We start from the raw sequence: 19,840 nt of genomic DNA on the forward strand, positions 1-19,840 counted from the left end.
TCAAGGTTTTGTGACCAATGGTCCTACAATTATTCTGCATTAGTTGAATTAAGACGATTTAGAAAAGAGCTAAACTTTGAACCATATGATCAATGTCCAAACGCTGTAAAATGGGACGATGTCGTTAAGGATGAAGCGATTATTAATAAAATTTATGCTGCAGAGTAAATAACACCACAGTTTTACCTCATAAATCAAAAGTGCAAAGTTATTAATAACTTTGCACTTTATTCTAAAAAAATCATTTCAAATAAATTACGTTTTATTATTTTAAAAACGTATCTTCTATAAAATCAATGCAACTCATATAGTTAATTAACGATATAGCTCTTAATGCAATCAACACCTTTAAATTCGGTTTTTAAAGGCATTGTCTGCGTAAAAGTAAATAAAATTGATGGATATTTCTTTGTGTTTTTTCTCATTGTAGAGATTAGCTCAATAGTCATTTTTATATTTATGAATACCTCAATTAAAATTAATAAGGACATACCATGAAAAAACAGTTATTACTTTCAATGCTAGCGTTATCAATTATTACAGGTTGTGGCGGTAGTGATGAAGCAATCAAAACTATAACTCCACCCCCTCCACCTCCACCAAGTAACACAGCACCTGTAGCTAATGCTGATACGGGCCTTGCACAAAATAATAACTCAAGCACACTTGATGTATTAGCTAATGACACCGACAGTAACGGTGATACTTTAACCTTAGACAGCATCACTGTTCAGCCACAATTTGGCACGGTTGAAATCGTTGATAATGCGCTTTTATACACTCCACAAACAGATTATGCAGGCGTTGACACCCTAAACTATCAAATATCTGATGGTGCATTAACCGCAGAAGCTGAAGTTAACCTTACAATCAATCATACAATGACAATAGTGGGAAAAGTTACAGACAGCCCAATCTCAAATGCATTAGTTACAGTTGAATTAGACGGTCAAACTTATACCGCCACAGCCGACTCGAAAGGTAACTATCAGCTACCCATCACCATTAATAACATGCAAAATATGCTTTTCATAAAAGCTCAAGGTAGTGAGATAAACAATCAGGCAAGCGTTGTGTTGGTTGCTATGCTAGGAGAAGTTAAAAATCTGCTTAGTTCTGTTGATGCTAACAAAGAACTAACAAATCAAGAAAACAATAGAACTAACGTGACTCACCTTTCTACGGCAACGTATTTACTAGCGAAAGACAGGAATGAAAACCAAAACATAGCTTCAAACGAGCAGCTTGAAGCGTTAAAAAGCGACATTTCGGCAAAAGATACGCTAGAAACCGCAGGTTTTATTAAATTATTAGTAGATAACCCCGACTTTCAAATACCTGAAGGCGAGTCTATTTTGTCATTACTGGACTCTGACGAAGCTAGTTCAACAACAGAGGCTATAAATAACTACCTAGTAGCAAACGCTTATGTTGATGAAAGCGGCGAGGCAACTGAAGCCTATACTCAAGCGTTAGACGTAGCCATAGCGGCAACAATTTCGGACCCAGACGCGGTAGCACAATTCACAACTGAAATGTTTACCGACAAAACCATGCTCAGTCTCAATGGCGCTAAACAAGGGTGGCTTCAACATTTGGGAAATGGCTGGCACTTTAATAGTAACGGAACAGCAAGTAACTATATCAACTATTATGCTGCTGATACCAAACAAGTGGATTGGACAGTCACCAATGGCAAACTTGTGTTAGCCTATAAAAAAAATGAAGTAAACTTAGATTACTTTTCTTATCCGTTTGATAGCGTAACCACGCGTTATGGTTTTGAACAATCAGTTCAAGATAAGCTAAAAGAAGCTGCAGATAATGGAGTAATCAATCAAAACTTACAAATTGAAATTCATTCAGGCGTAGTACATGAGAGTGTCACCCTATTATCAAAAACTGATACAGCTTACCAAGTGAATGTTTCAGGCGAATTTGGCTATAAAATGATACCCCCAGAGGCAATGGATTGGCAGAGTGAATCCCCCACTGCTTCAAAATTGACCAACTCAACTCGTACTTATGTTCACAATGACAATAGTTTATTTGCAGGCAAAGTGCTAAATGATATATCTGGTCGTTGGGTAATGCATTTTGACTATTCAATGAAGGAAACTCTTTCACAAGAGCAAGTTGAAGGCTTTTTCGGGGACACTATTACCATTAGTGAAACCTCAGCGACAACAGACAAGTCGGCTTATCAATTTACGCCAACACTTGATGACGGAACTTTAACTCTGACGCAAGAAAATATCAGCTATAAAATAACGCCTTTTAAGCAATCAGGTAAACATTACCTGGCAAAAATTGAACAGTGGGTTGATGGTAAATTAACTGATGTCGTGAGTTCACAAATAGCTAAATTCGATGACAGTTTTACTTTATACACGGATAATCTTGTTACTGAGCTACCAGAGATACAAGCATCTTTTATTAATGGCTCAATCGCTGATCAATGGGACGGCGATAAATTAAAGCTTGAAAATATTTATGGATATCAATTTAACGCGGATGGTACTTTCAATCGAGGTATCAGAGGTGACCTCGCTGAATGGAATGAACATGGTGTGGATTATTTTAACATGGGTGATGACAATTGGACTTGGGATACAGAGAGTAACATAGTTAATTTGTATCAGGAAAATTCTTATTGGACACGCCATCGTACTTGGGAAGTCATTTCAGTCGATGATACGGGCAGAGCGCTAGTGCTTGAATATTCTACAATGGGTTATGATCACAATAATGACGGTGTAATTTCTGAAGATGAATTTGGCCCGTTTATCAAACCTCGTATTAATATCCTGATGAAAGAAGACTTAAGTCGTTGGACTGAAGCATGGGAGAACACTCAAAATTTAGCATTAACATCAGGCTCTGACTCTAGTAATAAAATAGCACAGCCTGTCACTAGTCAAAAGAAATCCTCTCGACTAATAACTACACGTTAGTCACATTAAGTTTATACTTTAAAATCTAGTTAATTCCTGAGGTCACTCTTGGGAATTAACGTCTTAACAAATGTTGTGATATCAAATTTAACATTGTCTGTTTTAAGTACATACAAACTAGAAACCATTTTGGCCCACCACTGGCGCCCAGCATAGTGGTAAAAAGTTCTTGTTTAAAACCGTGTGCTTGTATTGTTTTTAAGGCGTTGCTGCCACAATAAATATCTAGCATATTAGCCATCGTTAGAAAAACCTCTCCATGGGTTATTACAGTGCATACTATTTTTTAGTGGTACTTAACTTATCAGCACCTGCTTAGGTTATCCGCTGGATAAGTTAATAGTCGTGTTGACCAAACCCAGTTTGTCCTATGGGTAAAAATAAGGTTTGATAAAGTTTGGTGGCATATTCATCTGTCATCCCTGCGACATAATCAGCGATAACACGGTGTTGATTGAGCTTGTTTTCTTTTGCTTGTAGCCAACGCATGGCGGTGTTTTTAGGTAATAAGCGCTCAGGGTCGGAAGACAAGGCTTGAAATAATTCCATCACAATTTGCTGACCACGATATTCCAACTGTTGAATGGACGTTTGCTTGATCACAAACTGATAAACAAAGTCTTTGAAAATCTGTAGCACTTGAGCGGCAATTAACGGATGCACGGCATTATAGCGTAAAAGTGGCTCTTGAAAGTTACACGTTTTAGTTGCGTTAATATCATCTAATTCGACGGCGGTTATTAAGTAATTCACTAAACCGCCAATGGCTTCTTTTTGCTGATAGCGTTGAGGACTAAAAAGATTATCCGCTAAGCTTAAGCTATAGTCGTTCAGCCACTCATCGTCTATTGTTAGTAGCCTTTTGATCACATTTTCATTAAAGTCTTGTTGATTAACTACGCCGGTAACTATGGCATCTTCTAGGTCATGAATGCCATAGGCAATATCATCCGCTAATTCCATCATAGAACAATCTAAAGATTTATAATGGGTTTTACTGTGGCTATTCGCTTTGGTGGTAAATTGTTGAAAAAGTGCTTTGTCTGACTGACATAAAGGCGCTAATACCCAATGAAACATTTCAATATCGTCAAGATATAAGCCTTTGGGGGGCTGCCATTTCGACGCTTCTAATTGGCGAAAAGATGCCGGTATTGCTTGCGGAATATTTTGTTGTAAATGGTTTAAGGTTTGTGGATATTTTATTAAGCCCAGTAGTGTTCTGCGGGTTAAATTCATCCCAAAATGTTCACTAAAAGGTTCTAAGTGCGCCACGATACGAAAGGTTTGTCCATTGCCTTCAAAACCACCATAGTCACGCATCATATAATGTAGGGCAATTTCTCCACCATGGCCAAAAGGGGGGTGGCCGATATCATGCGCTAAACATAATGCTTCAATTAAACTGTCGTCAGCAGGCAGTAGGGCAGCGCTATGCTCAGGATATTTACTGCGAATTTGCGCGATAATACCGCTACCAATTTGTGCAGCTTCTAAAGAATGGGTTAATCGGGTGCGATGAAAGTCACTTTGACCACTACCCATCACTTGGGTTTTTGATTGTAATCGTCGAAATGCGGCTGAATGGAGAATACGTGCTCGGTCACGTTGAAATGGGCTGCGGTGATCTTGATGTCTTTTTGCGACTCGCTCTAATCGTCTTATTTGCCAAGGATTGTCCATGATGCCTCTGTTTTCAAGCTGAATTAACCGTATGATACAAATAATATATTATTCTTTAAAGGAAGGTAATACCTAAGCCATTAAGTTAGCTCTTACTCAGCACTTGCTAGCAGTTTAATAACGACTTTAATTTTTTTCCCTCTAGGTGCAGAGCCAAGTCTCTCGGTGGTGAATTTTTAGTATTTTACAGTGAGGAAAGCATGAGAAAAGAAGGAGTAAATTTAATGTCGAAAGTTAAGACATGACTTTAACTTTTTACTCTTCTCACCGTAGGACGAAATCCCTCTGTCCCTCAGTGGTGAAAATAGTTTGGTGTTTTAGTAACAGTCAACGAACATAAGGCTATTTATTGGCAATAAATATTGCCCGTTTTGGCGCTGGGTAGCCTTCAATGGTTTTACTGTTATCATCAGGGTCAAGAAAGTCTTGTAATGATTCAGTATCTATCCAATCAGTTTTACGTTGTTCGTCAAGGGCAGTGATATCAGTATTAACCACACGAATATTTTTAAAACCACAACGTTCAAGCCATGCACACATAGCATCACAACTGGGTAAGAACCAAACATTGCGCATTTTTGCGTAGCGTTCGCCCGGCACTAACACGGTATTTTCATCGCCATCGACCACTAAGGTTTCTAAGACCAGTTCGCCGCCTTTAACTAATTGCGCTTTTAGTTGGTAAAGAAAATCTATTGGCGAGCGTCTATGATACAAAACGCCCATCGCAAATACCGTATCGAAGGCATTTAACTCAGGCAACTGTTCAACACCTAGCGGTAATAAGTTAACGTGATCATCTTGAACAAAATGTTGTATGGCTTGAAATTGTGATAAAAACAATTGTGTCGGGTCAATACCCACAACAAACTCAGCACCTGCACCGCGCATGCGCCACAAGTGATAGCCACTGCCACAGCCAATATCGAGTACATAACGATGAGTTAAGTCACTAATATGCGGCGCTAAGCGATCCCATTTAAAATCAGAACGCCATTCCGTATCTATGTGCAGCCCATGAATATGATACGGGCCTTTACGCCAAGGTTTAAACTTTTTCAGTAAATTCTCTAAACGTTTATATTCACCGTCATTAATGTCAGCGCGTTCGCCTGCCCGTACTGTGGTACTAATATCAACACTTGATGGTGATGTTTTTGGTAGCGCCATTAAGGTTTTTTGCCATTGGGCAAACTCGCCGTGTAAATGTTGTTCTCGCCACTGAGTCAGTTGAGCGGGCAAAATGTTAAGCCAGTGGCTTAAGCGATTACTCGCTATTTTTTGATAGAAGTTGTTAAATGAAATCATGGGGCTATTTAATCGCGATCAGAGAAAAGAAGTTAAAACATTGAAACCAAGGGGCGCTATGGTTAAAGCCAGCCAGTTTCAAACGCTTTAAATGGGTGTCTAAATTATCAGTGAGCATGACGTTTTCTAGTGCGGTACGTTTTTGGGCGATTTCTAATTCGCTATAACCGTTGGCACGCTTAAAGTCATGATGTAAGTCGACGAGTAACTCATTGCAGACGTTGTCGGTATGGGCTATTTTCTCTGACAGTAATAATAAACCACCGGGATTAAGGCCTTTAGCTATTTTATTTAACAATAATTGGCGTTGTTCTGGCGCGATAAATTGTAAAGTAAAATTAAGCACTACCATAGAGGCATTTTTAATTTCAATATCAAGAATATTAGCTTCTATTATCTCAACCGGTGTTTCACCTTTAAAAGCACTTACATGCATTTTACAGCGTTCAACCATAGCGCTTGAGCTATCAATGCCGATAATTTTACAGTTTTTTGCGCTGATACCTTTACGCATCGCCAATGTTGCCGCGCCGAGCGAACAGCCCAGGTCGTAAACTTGGCTGTTATCGGTGACATAGCGCTGACTGAGTCGGCCTATGGTATCAATAATAGTGCTATAACCAGGCACTGAGCGGCTGATCATATCGGGGAAAACTTCTACGACTTGTGCGTCGAATGCAAAGTCTTTGATTTTACTTTGTTTATTAGAAAAAATTAAATCGGTATCTGATGTTTTCATGATGACAAAACTATACTAACGTTTGAGGCTATAAAAGCGTATTTTACCTGATATATTCTCTGATAAACAAGGTAATGTGTTTTTATGTTCTGCTTAGGGCGTTATAGCCGACTTTACGCCATTATTGGCAGTGCTTAGCATGGAATGCAAAACCTGCTTAAAGCTTGAGGGGGTAAGCATTATCAATATCATTAACCGGCATACTGAAGTGGAACGGGTCTAATTAGACTATTCATTGAATGTCGGGTGACTTTACTTAGCATTGCTTTATAATGTTGGCAATTTTTATCATCACAAGTTATAGATTTATAAAACATCTGTTAACTTGTTCAGCTTATTCGAATTTTAGGGTAAATACATGCGTAGTCTTTATTGTGGTGAGGTTAATGAATCTCATGTGGGTCAGGAAGTCACACTTTGTGGTTGGGTTAATCGTCGTCGTGACTTAGGTGCGGTGATTTTCTTAGATTTACGAGACCGTGAAGGTATTGTACAAGTTGTTTATGACCCGGACTTTCCTGAAGTGCTTGAAAAAGCCAACACCTTGCGTAATGAGTTTTGTGTGCAAATCAAAGGTAAAGTGCGCGCTCGTCCTGATGGCCAAGTGAATAAAGATATGGCAACGGGCGCTATTGAAGTGTTGGGCTTAGAGTTGACTATTTTAAATAAGTCAGCACCGCTACCTTTAGATTCAAATCAGAAGAACTCTGAAGAGCTACGATTAAAATATCGTTATCTTGATTTACGTCGTCCAGAAATGACTGAGCGCATGCGTTTTCGCGCTAAAGTGACTTCAGCGGTGCGTGCATCACTTGAGTCACAAGGCTTTTTGGATATAGAAACACCTATTCTTACAGCAGCTACCCCTGAAGGTGCGCGTGATTATTTAGTGCCTAGCCGTACTCATAAAGGGCAATTTTTTGCTTTACCACAGTCACCACAATTATTTAAACAATTGTTGATGATGTCAGGTATGGAACGCTACTATCAAATCGTTAAGTGTTTTCGTGATGAAGACTTACGTGCAGATCGCCAACCAGAATTTACTCAAATTGATATTGAAACCTCATTTATGAGTTCAGATCAAGTGATGCAAGTGACTGAAACTATGATCCGCGGCTTATTCCAAGAGCTACTTAACGTAGACTTAGGTGAATTTCCGCGCATGACCTATTTAGAGGCGATGACTCGTTTTGGCTCTGATAAACCAGATTTACGTAATCCACTTGAAATTGTTGACGTGGCTGACATATTAAAAGATGTCGAGTTTAAAGTGTTCTCTGGCCCCGCTAACGATGATAAAGGCCGAGTTGCGGTTATTTGTATACCGGGAGGCGCCGCTAAATTCTCTCGTAAAGGTATTGACGAGTTAACTAAGTTTGTTGGTATTTACGGCGCTAAGGGCATGCCCTGGTTAAAAGTTAATGACCTTGATGCCGGTCTTGAAGGGTTACAATCACCGATTTTAAAATTCTTAGATGAAGCCGCCGTTAATGCCTTATTAACCCGTACTCATGCTAAAACCGGCGATATTATTTTCTTTGGCTCAGACACTTATAATGTGGTGACTGAATCATTAGGTGCCTTGCGTTTAAAAGTGGGTGAAGAGCTTGAGTTATTGCAAGGTGATTGGAAACCATTGTGGGTGGTAGACTTTCCAATGTTTGAAGAAGCTGATGGCAACATGCATGCTATTCATCACCCGTTTACCGCGCCTACCAATTTAACTGCGGCTGAATTAGAAGCAAACCCAGTGGGAGCTTTGTCTGATGCCTATGACATGGTTCTTAATGGCTGTGAATTAGGTGGTGGTTCAGTGCGTATTCATAATCAAGATATGCAAGCCGCTGTATTTCGCATTCTAGGTATTAGCGATGAAGAAGCGCAAGAAAAGTTTGGTTTCCTACTAGAAGCATTACAATACGGCGCGCCACCACATGCTGGTTTAGCCTTTGGTTTAGACCGTTTAGTAATGCTGATGACTGGAGCTAGTTCAATTCGTGATGTGATGGCATTCCCGAAAACAACAACTGCGGCGTGTCCGTTAACTAATGCGCCAGGTCATGCAAACCCAGCACAACTGGCTGAATTAGGCATTGCTTGTTTGGCAAAAGAAATTGATACTGAGCCAAAAGCAGAATAACCTCTGTTAGAAAAATTTTAACGTGACTAAGCGTTAATGTTAAAACAATTAAAACGCACGAATTAATGCTACTTAGGCCTTATTCGTGCGTTTTTTTTCAATAGTATTATTTTTAAAGTTAACGCTTTTATTAAGGTAAATAACAAGTGAGTATTATTTTAGGTATTGACCCAGGGTCACGTTTAACCGGCTATGGCGTCATTAAACAATCGGGCCGTAATTTTACCTATTTAGGCAGTGGCTGTATTAAAGCCACAGCGGCAGGTGAAGATTTAGGTATGCGCTTGCAAACAATTTTTGCTGGCGTTAGTGAGCTTATCTTGCAATTTCAACCTGACATGTTTGCTATTGAGCAAGTCTTTATGGCGAAAAATCCTGATTCAGCATTAAAGTTAGGCCAAGCCAGAGGTGCGGCTATTGTTGCGGCGACGAACAATGGTTTAACGATTGCAGAATACTCGGCTAGACAAATTAAGCAATCGGTTGTGGGTACAGGTGCGGCAGATAAAACTCAAGTGCAACATATGGTGAAAACTATTTTGAAATTACCGGGCACACCTCAAGCTGATGCCGCCGATGCACTGGCCGTTGCACTTTGTCATGCGCACAGTCACGACTCGATCAGTAAACTTTCAGGCCAAGCCACTAAAACAGTACGTGGACGCTTACGCTAATAGTTATTTTTCTAGTATTATCGTTATTTGCGTACCGGTTTAAATAATTCAGGGCGTAAACTTTACTGTATAAATATCTAGTGGTATGGTGTTGTCATATAGTATATCAAGCAAAGGTTAAGCCGTGATTGGACGTTTACGTGGCATATTAATAGAAAAAATGGCCCCCGAAATTTTAATTGAATGTAATGGTGTTGGCTATGAAGTGACTATGCCAATGACCAGTATTTATGCCCTTGGCGAGGTTAATCAAGAAGCGACTTTATATACCCACTTTGTGGTACGTGAAGATGCACAATTACTTTATGGCTTTGCTAATAAAGTTGAGCGTAAACTGTTTCGCTTACTGATCAAGGTTAATGGTGTTGGGCCTAAATTAGGTTTGGCTATTTTGTCAGGCATGTCTGCCGATCAATTTGTCAGTTGTGTTATAAATGACGATTTAACCACCATAGTGAAAATACCCGGTGTTGGTAAGAAAACAGCGGAACGCTTGTTGATTGAAATGCGCGATAGATTAAAAGATTGGCAAACTGACAGTAGTGACGCTTTGGTGCATATGATGCCAACGGATGTTCATCAAGCCAATGCCTTTATCAGTGATAGTAAAGGCGATGCTATTAACGCCTTAGTTTCTTTAGGGTATAGTCAGCTACAAGCAGACAAAGCAGTTAGATCAGTTTTTCATCCTGACAAAAGTAGCGAAGACCTGATCCGTGGTGCTTTAAAAGCCATGTTATAAGTAGTAATCACTTCGCCATATCGACGATAACAAGTTTGGGCCAAAGGTAAATGACGATAAAATTTTTCAATGAGTTTTTTAATGATTTTTTCAATGAGTAATACATGATAGAAGCAGACAGATTAATTGAACCCGTAGCCACCCGTGAAGATGAAACGGTTGACCGAGCTATTAGGCCTAAAATGTTGTCCGACTATACTGGGCAGGCTCATGTAAAGTCTCAAATGGAAATTTTCATTGCGGCGGCTTTGAAAAGACGCGAGCCGCTTGACCATTTATTAATTTTTGGTCCACCGGGTTTAGGTAAAACCACCTTAGCCAATATTGTCGCGAATGAAATGGGCGTAAGTGTTCGGGCTACCTCAGGTCCGGTATTGGAAAAAGCCGGTGATTTGGCCGCATTACTGACTAACCTTGAAGAAAATGATGTCTTGTTTATCGATGAAATTCATCGTTTAAGTCCTGTGGTAGAAGAAATTCTTTACCCAGCGATGGAAGATTATCAGTTAGATATTATGATCGGCGAAGGGCCAGCAGCCCGCTCTATAAAACTTGATTTACCACCCTTTACCTTAATTGGTGCAACAACTCGCGCAGGCGCGTTAACCTCACCACTTCGCGATCGTTTCGGCATAGTGCAACGGCTAGAATTTTATAACACGCAAGAGTTAACCGAAATTGTCATGCGTTCAGCACATTTCTTAGATTTAGACATTGCTCAAGCGGGAGCATTTGAAGTCGCAAGGCGTTCTCGTGGTACACCGCGCATTGCTAATCGCTTATTACGCAGAGTCAGAGATTACGCGGATGTAAAAACTGACGGTATAGTCAGTAAAGCAACCGCTGCTAGTGCCTTAGATATGTTAGAGGTAGATAATGAAGGTTTCGATTTAATGGACCGGAAATTATTGGAAGCGATCATTGATAAATTTGCCGGTGGCCCCGTAGGTCTTGATAACATTGCCGCTGCCATTGGCGAAGAACGTGAAACCATTGAAGATGTATTAGAGCCTTTTTTAATCCAGCAAGGTTTTTTACAACGCACACCGCGCGGGCGAATTGCTACAAGTAGAGCTTACCTACACTTTGGCTTAGACTTTCCAAGTTAACGGCTAATTTTACCGTTATAAAAGCACCTTTGGGTGCTTTTTATGTTCAGGATGAACGGTATGGCGTGGTCACATGGATGTGAAAGAGCGTCGATGTTTATTCTTTGAATTTTAAGCAAAAAAAAGCCCACATAAATCTATGTGGGCCAACTTAAAATATAAGCTGAGGAAAGGAAATGGGGGTCCTAGAAAATATATAACAGAGAAAGGTAACAACACCTATCAAAACATTTGTGGGCTAAGATGAAAAATGTAAAAAACAAAATTCGTGCGCTAGCTCAAACAACAAGGCTATTCTAGTCCGATGAGCTGAGTAACACAAACAAAAATAATTTATGTTAACCATTAGAAAAACTAATGCGAAATAAATTACAGTAATATAGAGAAAGTAACCATGTACAGTCGCTGAACAGTAATGATCTTTGATAATATGATACTCATAAAATATCCGTAATTAGATTTATTGTTGAAATTTTTACAAAGAAAGTACCTTAGCTCTTGTTCCATGTGAGCTTTATCTATTAAGATAAGCACTTGAAAATTTTATACTAAGATAAATCGAATAAATTTAATGTCATTAAACAGTCATCAGCACAGCGTACGTGTTTACTATGAAGATACCGATGCCGGTGGTATCGTTTATTACGCGAACTATTTAAAGTTTTTTGAACGCGCTAGAACAGAATGGCTGCGCGAACTTGGCATTAATCAATCAATATTTTTAGAACAAAATATCGGTTTTGTGGTCACAAAGGTGGCAATGGACAATAAGGCATCAGCAAAGCTTGATGATTTGCTAACAATGACCACAACAATAAGCCGATTAAAGTCTGCCAGTTTGGTATTTTCACAGCAACTTGTGAACCAGAACCAGATAACATTGTGTACGGCTGAGATTAAAGTCGCTTGTGTTAACTTGGCTCTAGCAAAACCTAAACCTTGTACTATCCCCAAAAGCATATTAGGAGCATTAAAACGTGTCAGCTGAAATTTCGTTTTTTGATTTATTTTTACAGGCCAGTTTATTAGTTCAGCTGGTCATGTTGACCTTATTAGGATTTTCAATTGCCTGTTGGACCATGATTTTTCAACGTCGTAAAGTATTGCTTGCAGCTCAAATACAGTTAAAAGACTTTGAAGACAAATTTTGGAGTGGGGCTGATTTAAGTAAGCTCTACAGTGAAGTTTCTGCCAAAGAGCATATTGACGGTATTGAAAGTCTTTTTGTTTCTGGTTTTCGTGAATTTGCTCGTTTACGTAAATCGCATGGCTATGCACCACAAGTGATAGTTGACGGCACACACCGAGCAATGCGCGTAGCAATGTCAAGAGAAGTCGATAACTTGGAAACACATTTGCCCTTTATGGCCACCGTTGGCTCAATAAGCCCTTACATTGGTTTGTTTGGTACCGTTTGGGGTATCATGAATTCATTTATTGCTTTAGGTGCTGTTGAGCAAGCCACTCTAGCTATGGTTGCGCCCGGTATTGCCGAGGCATTAATCGCGACTGCAATGGGCTTGTTTGCCGCCATTCCTGCCGTGATGGCATTTAACCGTTTTAGTCATAATGTTGAAAAACTTGAAAATAGCTATGGTAACTTTATGGACGAATTTTCAAGTATATTACAAAGACAAACAGCGACAGAGCAACACGGCTAAGGTAGAGATTAACTATGTATAATCGAGTCAGGCGCCGCAAGGTTGCTGAGATAAATGTAGTGCCTTATATTGACGTAATGTTAGTCTTGCTGATTATTTTTATGGTGACGGCACCGCTGATAACACAAGGCGTTAAAGTTGATTTACCGCAAGCTGATGCACAACCTCTTAGTAAAGACATGAAACCGCCTTTAGTGGCTTCAGTTGATGCCAATGGCAACTATTATTTGGCGGTGGGTACCAGCAAAAACGAACCTATGTCGGCAGAAGAAGTTGCCACCTTAGTTGCCGCACATTTAAAGTTGGCACCTGATACCCCCGTGGTGGTTAATGGCGATGGTGCGGTTTCTTATGATGCGGTTATTCAATTAATGGTGATGTTACAAAAAATAGCAGGTGTACCATCTGTTGGTTTAATGACTGATACCCCGGAGAGTAAGTAGTGTCATCGAAGTATTCAACTCCCTTAGCGTTAAGTTTTGCTATACACATAGTACTGGCTGTTGTTTTGTTGTGGGGTGATTTCTCATCACCACCAAAATCGACGCCAACGTCAGTACCAATGGAGCCCATTCAAGCGGTTGTTGTTGAAAGAAGTAAAGTAGAGGCGCAAATTAATAAGATTAAAAAGCAAAAGGCCGATAACGCTCAAAAGCTTAAAGATCTTGAAAATAGTATTGCCGCCGCAAAAGAAAAACAAGTAAATGAAGAAAAGCGCATTAAGAGTCTTGAACGTCAGCGGAAGAAAAAAGAGCAAGAAAAAAAGGCCGCTGACAGCGCGGCTAAAAAATCTCAAGCTAAAGCAAATGCGGCAGACAAACAGCGCAAACAAAAAGAGCTTGAAAGAGCGCAAGCTGATAAAGCCGCAGCAGACGCGCAAGCTAAGCGAATAAAAGAAGAGCAAGCGGCTAAAAAAGCAGAAGATTTGCGTAAAAAGAAAGCGGCAGATCAAAAACGTAAACAGCAAGAAGATCGAGAACGTGCCGCTCAGCAAAAGTTATTAGAGCAACAAATGGCTGAAGAAATGGCCGATCGTCAACAGGCTCGTCGCCAACAAATGATGACAGAAATTGGTCGCTTTACCGCATTAATAACGCAAACCATAAAGCGTAATTTGATCACTGACCGTAGCACGATGGAAGGTAAATCTTGTAAATTAACCATAAGTCTAGCACCATCAGGTTTTGTGACCAATGTGGTCACAGGCCAAGGCGACAGACGAGTTTGTGAAGCAGCAAAAACTGCGGTTTATAAGGCGGGTACTTTACCCGTTTCTAAAGACCCTGAAATATTTCGAGAAATGAGAACGATCAGTTTAATGGTAGCGCCAGACAAATTTAATTAAGTTTTTGTATATATTAGGAAGATAATCGACTCTATGAAAAATGTAACTTTATTTTTACTATTCTTTGCTGCAGTTTTTTCGCAGCAGGTAATGGCAACGTTAGAAATTGTTATCACCGAAGGTGTTGATAGTGCACGACCCATTGCTGTGTTGCCATTTAAATGGACAGGAACCGGTGTCATGCCAGAGCGTTTATCTACAGTGGTCAGTGATGATTTACTACGCAGTGGTAAATTTAGTCCAATTAAAGCCTCACGTTATCCTCAGATACCTAACAAGGATAGTGAAATTGATTACAGCGCTTGGGCAAGTGAAGGGGTTGAAGCCGTTGTTATTGGTGAAGTTAGCGAAACCTCGATAGGTCGTTATCAAATTAAATACCAGCTGGTTGATGTTATTCGTGGCCAAGTTACCGGCGGCGAAACGCAAATGTTAAGTAATGGCAAGTTAGTGCTTACCTCAGATCATATTTTGGATGAAAGTACCGTTGAGATTGGCGCCGATCAATTTCGTCGTTACGCCCACCGTATTAGCGATGCTGTTTATGAAAAGCTCACAGGTACACGCGGTGCATTTTTAACAAAAATTGCCTATGTTATTGTGCGCGATCAAGGTGAATATCCTTATCAGTTAGCTATTGCCGATTACGATGGTTTTAACGAACATGTTTTATTAAGTTCAAAAGAGCCATTAATGTCACCATCGTGGCACCCCAGTGGTAATCAATTAGCTTATGTAACCTTTGAAAATAGACAAGCACAAATTCATATTATTGATATTTATTCCGGGCAACGTAACTTAATAAGCTCGTTTGAGGGCATCAACAGTGCACCTAATTGGTCACCAGATGGTAAAAAACTGGCAATGGTATTGTCTAAAGATGATAATCCTGAGCTTTACGTGATGAATGTTGCAACGAAAAAGTTACGACGTATAACCCGTCATCGTGCCATTGATACTGAACCCAGTTGGACACCAGACGGTAATTCATTGATATTTAGTTCAGAACGAGGTGGAAGACCGCAGTTATATCGCGTAAGTTTAGTCGATGGCAAAATTAGAAGACTAACTTTTGATGGCGAAATGAACCTAGGTGGTTCATTAACACCTGATGGTCGTCAATTAGTGATGGTAAATCGTACAAACGGTAAGTATCATCTAGCCAAGCAAGAATTTGATTCAGGGATTTTTCAAGTGTTAACCACAACACGTTTGGACGAGTCACCAAGTATATCACCTAACGGAGGTATGATTATTTATAGTACTTTACACGATAATCGTCAGGTACTAAGTTTAGTTTCCGTAGATGGAAGATTTAAGGCAAGGTTGCCAGCACTTAATGGCGAAGTGAAGTCACCTTCATGGTCACCATTTTTATAATATTTATTAGTAATTTAATTTGTAAATAATAAGGACACATAAAATGCGCTTTAATAAAACAGTAAAAGCCTTAGCGGTTGTTTTACCTATCATGGCTTTATCGGCTTGTAGTTCATCTGACTCAGCTAGCGAAGACGCTAGTGCGATGCAAAAAAATGAAGCCGTTATGGCTGAACAAAAAGCTCGTGAAGCAGCCGAGCTTGTAAAAGTTGAAGCAATGCAACGTGCTGATGCTATTGAAGCTAAAAAACGTCAAGAAATTGAAAAATTACGTTCAGAGCATATTGTTTATTTTGATTTTGACAGATCAACAGTAAGTGGTGATTTTGTCGCTATTCTTGAGGCACATGCTGAGTTTCTTAACGAAAACTCAACGGTCAACGTGTTAATTGAAGGTCATGCTGATGAACGTGGTACACCTGAATATAACATTGCATTAGGCGAACGCCGTGCAAAAGCTATTGAAACGTTTTTAGAGAACATGGGCGTTTCAGCTGCACAATTAAGCACAGTAAGTTACGGCGAAGAAAAACCAATGGTTAAAGATCGTAGCGAAGGCGCGTTTGCTAAAAACCGTCGTGCCGTGTTGGTCTACTAATTAGGTAATGAAATGAAACCCAATAGTATTCTATTCGGGATGACGTTCGCTGTGGCTGCCAATTTGGCAGTAGCAGCTGAACGGGCTCCTGTTATTGAAGTAACCGCTGGCACGCCTACCAAGGCTGCCAAATTAAGCTTGAGTGAACAGCTGGTTAGTCTTGAACGCAAACTTGATGCCCGTAACAGAGCCCAAGTTAACGTTCAACGACAACTCGATGAGCTGCAAAACGAAGTTAACGAGCTTCGTGGCATCACTGAGTTACACACTTATCAATTGAGTCAGGTACTTGACCGTCAACGTGAGTTGTATCAAGAGCTTGATCGCAGAGTATCAGAAGCACTAAAACCAGCAAATCAAATACCCGCAACAATTATTGCACCTAGCGGTAATGCAGGTAAGGTAAATTACAGTAATAACTTAACTGAAAATGAAGCCTATGATCGTGCGGTTAATATGGTGTTAAAAGATAAGCGTTACGAACAAGCTATTCCTGAGTTTGAAGCGTTTAATCAAAGGTACCCTAACTCGACTTATGCAGCGAACGCTCATTATTGGTTAGGACAGTTATTGTTTAACAAAGGTGATTTAACTAAAGCACGTCAAGAATTTGATCTAGTGGTGAGTAATTATTCTGATTCCAATAAACGTAGTGACGCAATGTTAAAGCTTGCAATGGTTGAGCAAAAAGAAAATAATGAAATCAAAGCGATTGCCGTATACCAAAAATTGATAGCGCAATACCCTAATTCAAGTGCTGCAAAACTAGCACAAGCACGATTAAATAGTATCAAACCATAATTTTTGCTCATAAGTTGTGCGCTTTGATGGCTTTTTGTTCGAACAAAAAATAAAGTGTAAAAAAGTGGACGATTGTTGTTGCACTTAAAAATATTATGAGTATTATATGCCCCGCATTGGACGAGTAGTCCAGCGGAAACAAATACCGGTCGTTAGCTCAGTTGGTAGAGCAGTTGGCTTTTAACCAATTTGTCGAAGGTTCAAATCCTTCACGACCGACCACTTTTTTACCAATAAAAGTGTTGGGTATTTGTTTCAAAATATATGACGGTCGTTAGCTCAGTTGGTAGAGCAGTTGGCTTTTAACCAATTTGTCGAAGGTTCAAATCCTTCACGACCGACCACTTTTCTTAACATTAACCTTAATAGTTGATAGTTAAGAATCTAGTGGCATTGAAATTAGCACCATGCTGTTTCATTTTAAAAATTAAAAGTAGTTTATCGGTCGTTAGCTCAGTTGGTAGAGCAGTTGGCTTTTAACCAATTTGTCGAAGGTTCAAATCCTTCACGACCGACCACTTTTAATTACCTTATCTTATTCCTCCGTATTGTTTGATTTTATCTAACCACCGACATTATTTTTCACTCGTTAATTTAATTTTCATATCTCTTGTCCACCTTGAACCATATTCGTAGTACACTTTTATTCTTCTATACCTTATAATTCTTACGATTTTTAAGGCACTCATTGAGAAGACATATGACCCAAGCAAATTTAGCCGTTGATTTTGATTTTCAATTCCCCAAAAAGGCTATGCCACTAAGTGCTGCAGAGCGTGAAGAGTATAAAGCACGTATCAAATTATTATTGAAAGAAAAAAACGCTGTACTTGTTGCACATTATTACACGGATCCTGAAATTCAAGCATTAGCAGAAGAAACCGGTGGTTGTGTTGCTGATTCATTAGAAATGGCAAGATTCGGTAACAACCATCCTGCAGAGACTTTGATTGTAGCGGGTGTGCGTTTTATGGGTGAAACGTCTAAAGTACTGACCCCAGAAAAAACAGTGGTAATGCCGACATTAGAAGCCACATGTTCGTTAGATTTAGGTTGCCCAATTGAAGAGTTTAGTGCTTTTTGTGATCAACATCCTGACAGAACCGTTGTGGTCTATGCTAATACTTCTACCGCTGTTAAAGCTCGTGCTGATTGGATAGTGACTTCATCATGCGCTTTAGAAATTGTTGAGCATCTTGATGACCTGGGTGAGAAAATTATTTGGGGTCCTGATCGGCATCTAGGGGCATACATTGAAAAGCAAACCGGTGCCGACATGATCATGTGGCAAGGTGCTTGTATTGTTCATGATGAGTTTAAAACTAAAGCGCTAATTGATATGAAGGCGCTTCATCCAGATGCTGCCGTGCTTGTTCACCCGGAATCACCAGCTGAAATAATTGATCTAGCCGACTCGGTAGGGTCAACTAGCCAATTAATTAAAGCGGCTCAAGCGCTACCTAATAAAAAATTCATTGTGGCGACGGACCGTGGTATTTTTTATAAAATGCAACAGTTATGTCCTGATAAAGAATTCTTTGAAGCACCAACAGCTGGCGAAGGTGCTACATGTCGTAGTTGCGCACATTGTCCGTGGATGGCAATGAATGGCTTAAAGGAAATTGAACAAGCACTCTTAAACCCTGAAGGTAGAGAAGTCTTCGTTGATATGAAACTTCGCACAGGAGCGCTTAAATCACTGGATCGCATGTTAAATTTTAATACAGAAATGAACAAAAATAAGTAATCTTATTATACGTTGGCTGTTAAATAAGCAAGTGCTTGAACTTTGTTTAAATTAGGTTGCGTTATAGAGATTATTTTTTTACCATAGCGCAGCTCAGTACAAGGAGCTCAATACATAGTGATTAATACGGTGAGGTGTCCGAGTGGCCGAAGGAGCACGCCTGGAAAGCGTGTAAGGCGCAAGCCTTCGAGGGTTCGAATCCCTCCCTCACCGCCATCTATTGATTTACTGTAAGGTATAACAATATTAAATATGAAAGCCGCTAGTTATCTAGCGGCTTTTTTTGTTTCTAAACCTTGCATTCAATCCAGTCTAGTCAAAAATGCCTTCTGCGCTCTATAACTAACTAATTATATTAAAAGATTAAACTTAAGCGCTATTCAATAACTAATCTTAGCGGTAAGTATGCTTGTATTGATTTATAACCATGGTTATAAATCAATACAGTATAGAAGGGTCTAATAGAATATTATTAGGCAGCATCTTATAATTAAGTTAATCATTTAAGATAAAAAGCGTTTGAAGGCTATTGGTAGTTGCATTAACTAAAGTAAAAGCCCTCTATTTATTACGCATTCGTGTTTATTAATGTATGTATCGGCTTCTATTTGCTCACATTGCTTAATTAAAAAGCAAACAAACATTAAATCGTAATTTAATGCTAATTAGCTGTTGACGTGAAGTCAGAAATCGCTAGAATGCGCTCCAGTTCCAAGGGGTAACCCAAACGAACGGTTTTAATGAGTTATCTAAAGCAGTCTAGGCTGACTAAGTTAACTTAACGTTTTAAAAGTGAGTTTGAATCTTCTGAAAAGAAAGTTTAAAAAATCTAAATAAAACGTTGACATTAAAACTCAGGTGCGTAAGATACGCACCTCGCTTCAGGCAAGGCCTGCAGCAACGAATTACTTTACGGTATAGAGCGAATGAGATTCTGTATCGGTTAGTTATCTTCT

Annotated in this window: 16 protein-coding genes, 4 tRNA genes and 1 pseudogene; 17 read left to right on the top strand and 4 right to left on the bottom strand. The window is 39.6% G+C overall.

The annotated features are described in order from the left end of the window. The first annotated feature begins 494 nt into the window (after positions 1-494). Positions 495-2,954, top strand: coding sequence for an Ig-like domain-containing protein (locus H4J54_RS04540; RefSeq protein WP_182189762.1), 2,460 nt, complete (start codon positions 495-497; stop codon positions 2,952-2,954). 121 nt (positions 2,955-3,075) lie between these two features. On the opposite strand, the pseudogene H4J54_RS19360 reads toward H4J54_RS04540, so the two are convergent. The 4 genes and pseudogenes from H4J54_RS19360 to cmoA all read right to left on the bottom strand — a co-directional run. Further along, a pseudogene (locus tag H4J54_RS19360) lies at positions 3,076-3,186 on the bottom strand (patatin-like phospholipase family protein); the annotation flags it as partial. A gap of 104 nt (positions 3,187-3,290) precedes the next feature. Next, positions 3,291-4,637 (bottom strand): anti-phage deoxyguanosine triphosphatase, encoded by a 1,347-nt coding sequence (locus H4J54_RS04545; protein ID WP_182189763.1) that lies wholly within the window; start codon positions 4,635-4,637, stop codon positions 3,291-3,293. 342 nt (positions 4,638-4,979) lie between these two features. Then, positions 4,980-5,945 (bottom strand): tRNA 5-methoxyuridine(34)/uridine 5-oxyacetic acid(34) synthase CmoB, encoded by a 966-nt coding sequence (gene cmoB / locus H4J54_RS04550; RefSeq protein ID WP_182189764.1) that lies wholly within the window; start codon positions 5,943-5,945, stop codon positions 4,980-4,982. Between the two features lie 4 nt (positions 5,946-5,949). Next, entirely contained in the window at positions 5,950-6,684 is a 735-nt protein-coding gene (gene cmoA / locus H4J54_RS04555) for a carboxy-S-adenosyl-L-methionine synthase CmoA (RefSeq protein WP_182136096.1), read from the bottom strand. A 358-nt stretch (positions 6,685-7,042) separates the two neighbouring features. Here cmoA and aspS point away from each other — a divergent pair, with 358 nt between their 5' ends. The 16 genes from aspS (at position 7,043) to H4J54_RS04635 (ending at position 19,100) form a co-directional block, all read left to right on the top strand. Beyond that, positions 7,043-8,827, top strand: a complete 1,785-nt coding sequence (gene aspS / locus H4J54_RS04560; RefSeq protein ID WP_182136095.1) for an aspartate--tRNA ligase — start codon at positions 7,043-7,045, stop codon at positions 8,825-8,827. A 146-nt stretch (positions 8,828-8,973) separates the two neighbouring features. Further along, entirely contained in the window at positions 8,974-9,501 is a 528-nt protein-coding gene (ruvC, locus tag H4J54_RS04565) for a crossover junction endodeoxyribonuclease RuvC (protein ID WP_182136094.1), read from the top strand. A gap of 124 nt (positions 9,502-9,625) precedes the next feature. Further along, on the top strand, positions 9,626-10,243 hold the full coding sequence (gene ruvA, locus H4J54_RS04570) for a Holliday junction branch migration protein RuvA (protein ID WP_182189765.1): 618 nt from the start codon (positions 9,626-9,628) through the stop codon (positions 10,241-10,243). Between the two features lie 104 nt (positions 10,244-10,347). Next, positions 10,348-11,352 carry a Holliday junction branch migration DNA helicase RuvB gene (gene ruvB / locus H4J54_RS04575; RefSeq protein ID WP_182185251.1) on the top strand — a complete coding sequence of 335 codons (1,005 nt, stop codon included), beginning with the start codon at positions 10,348-10,350 and terminating at the stop codon, positions 11,350-11,352. A gap of 571 nt (positions 11,353-11,923) precedes the next feature. After that, on the top strand, positions 11,924-12,340 hold the full coding sequence (gene ybgC, locus H4J54_RS04580) for a tol-pal system-associated acyl-CoA thioesterase (protein ID WP_182189766.1): 417 nt from the start codon (positions 11,924-11,926) through the stop codon (positions 12,338-12,340). Continuing rightward, positions 12,330-13,013 carry a protein TolQ gene (tolQ, locus tag H4J54_RS04585; RefSeq protein ID WP_182189767.1) on the top strand — a complete coding sequence of 228 codons (684 nt, stop codon included), beginning with the start codon at positions 12,330-12,332 and terminating at the stop codon, positions 13,011-13,013. Before ybgC ends, tolQ begins: the two co-directional genes overlap by 11 nt. Before the next feature lie 14 nt (positions 13,014-13,027). Next, positions 13,028-13,456 (top strand): protein TolR, encoded by a 429-nt coding sequence (gene tolR / locus H4J54_RS04590; protein ID WP_182136089.1) that lies wholly within the window; start codon positions 13,028-13,030, stop codon positions 13,454-13,456. Further along, positions 13,456-14,358 carry a cell envelope integrity protein TolA gene (tolA, locus tag H4J54_RS04595; protein WP_182189768.1) on the top strand — a complete coding sequence of 301 codons (903 nt, stop codon included), beginning with the start codon at positions 13,456-13,458 and terminating at the stop codon, positions 14,356-14,358. The genes tolR and tolA overlap by 1 nt, the downstream gene beginning before the upstream one ends. Before the next feature lie 33 nt (positions 14,359-14,391). Continuing rightward, positions 14,392-15,738, top strand: coding sequence for a Tol-Pal system beta propeller repeat protein TolB (gene tolB / locus H4J54_RS04600; RefSeq protein WP_182189769.1), 1,347 nt, complete (start codon positions 14,392-14,394; stop codon positions 15,736-15,738). 43 nt (positions 15,739-15,781) lie between these two features. Then, positions 15,782-16,336 (top strand): peptidoglycan-associated lipoprotein Pal, encoded by a 555-nt coding sequence (gene pal / locus H4J54_RS04605; RefSeq protein WP_182136086.1) that lies wholly within the window; start codon positions 15,782-15,784, stop codon positions 16,334-16,336. A 12-nt stretch (positions 16,337-16,348) separates the two neighbouring features. Further along, entirely contained in the window at positions 16,349-17,137 is a 789-nt protein-coding gene (gene ybgF / locus H4J54_RS04610; RefSeq protein ID WP_182189770.1) for a tol-pal system protein YbgF, read from the top strand. A gap of 146 nt (positions 17,138-17,283) precedes the next feature. Then, positions 17,284-17,359, top strand: a tRNA-Lys gene (locus H4J54_RS04615). 46 nt (positions 17,360-17,405) lie between these two features. Further along, positions 17,406-17,481 (top strand) — tRNA-Lys (locus H4J54_RS04620). A gap of 98 nt (positions 17,482-17,579) precedes the next feature. Continuing rightward, positions 17,580-17,655: transfer RNA gene (locus H4J54_RS04625), tRNA-Lys, on the top strand. Between the two features lie 182 nt (positions 17,656-17,837). Further along, entirely contained in the window at positions 17,838-18,884 is a 1,047-nt protein-coding gene (gene nadA / locus H4J54_RS04630; protein ID WP_182189771.1) for a quinolinate synthase NadA, read from the top strand. A gap of 128 nt (positions 18,885-19,012) precedes the next feature. Continuing rightward, positions 19,013-19,100, top strand: a tRNA-Ser gene (locus H4J54_RS04635). Positions 19,101-19,840 lie beyond the last annotated feature (740 nt).

Source organism: Colwellia sp. MB3u-8, assembly GCF_014076985.1.
Classification (GTDB): domain Bacteria; phylum Pseudomonadota; class Gammaproteobacteria; order Enterobacterales; family Alteromonadaceae; genus Cognaticolwellia.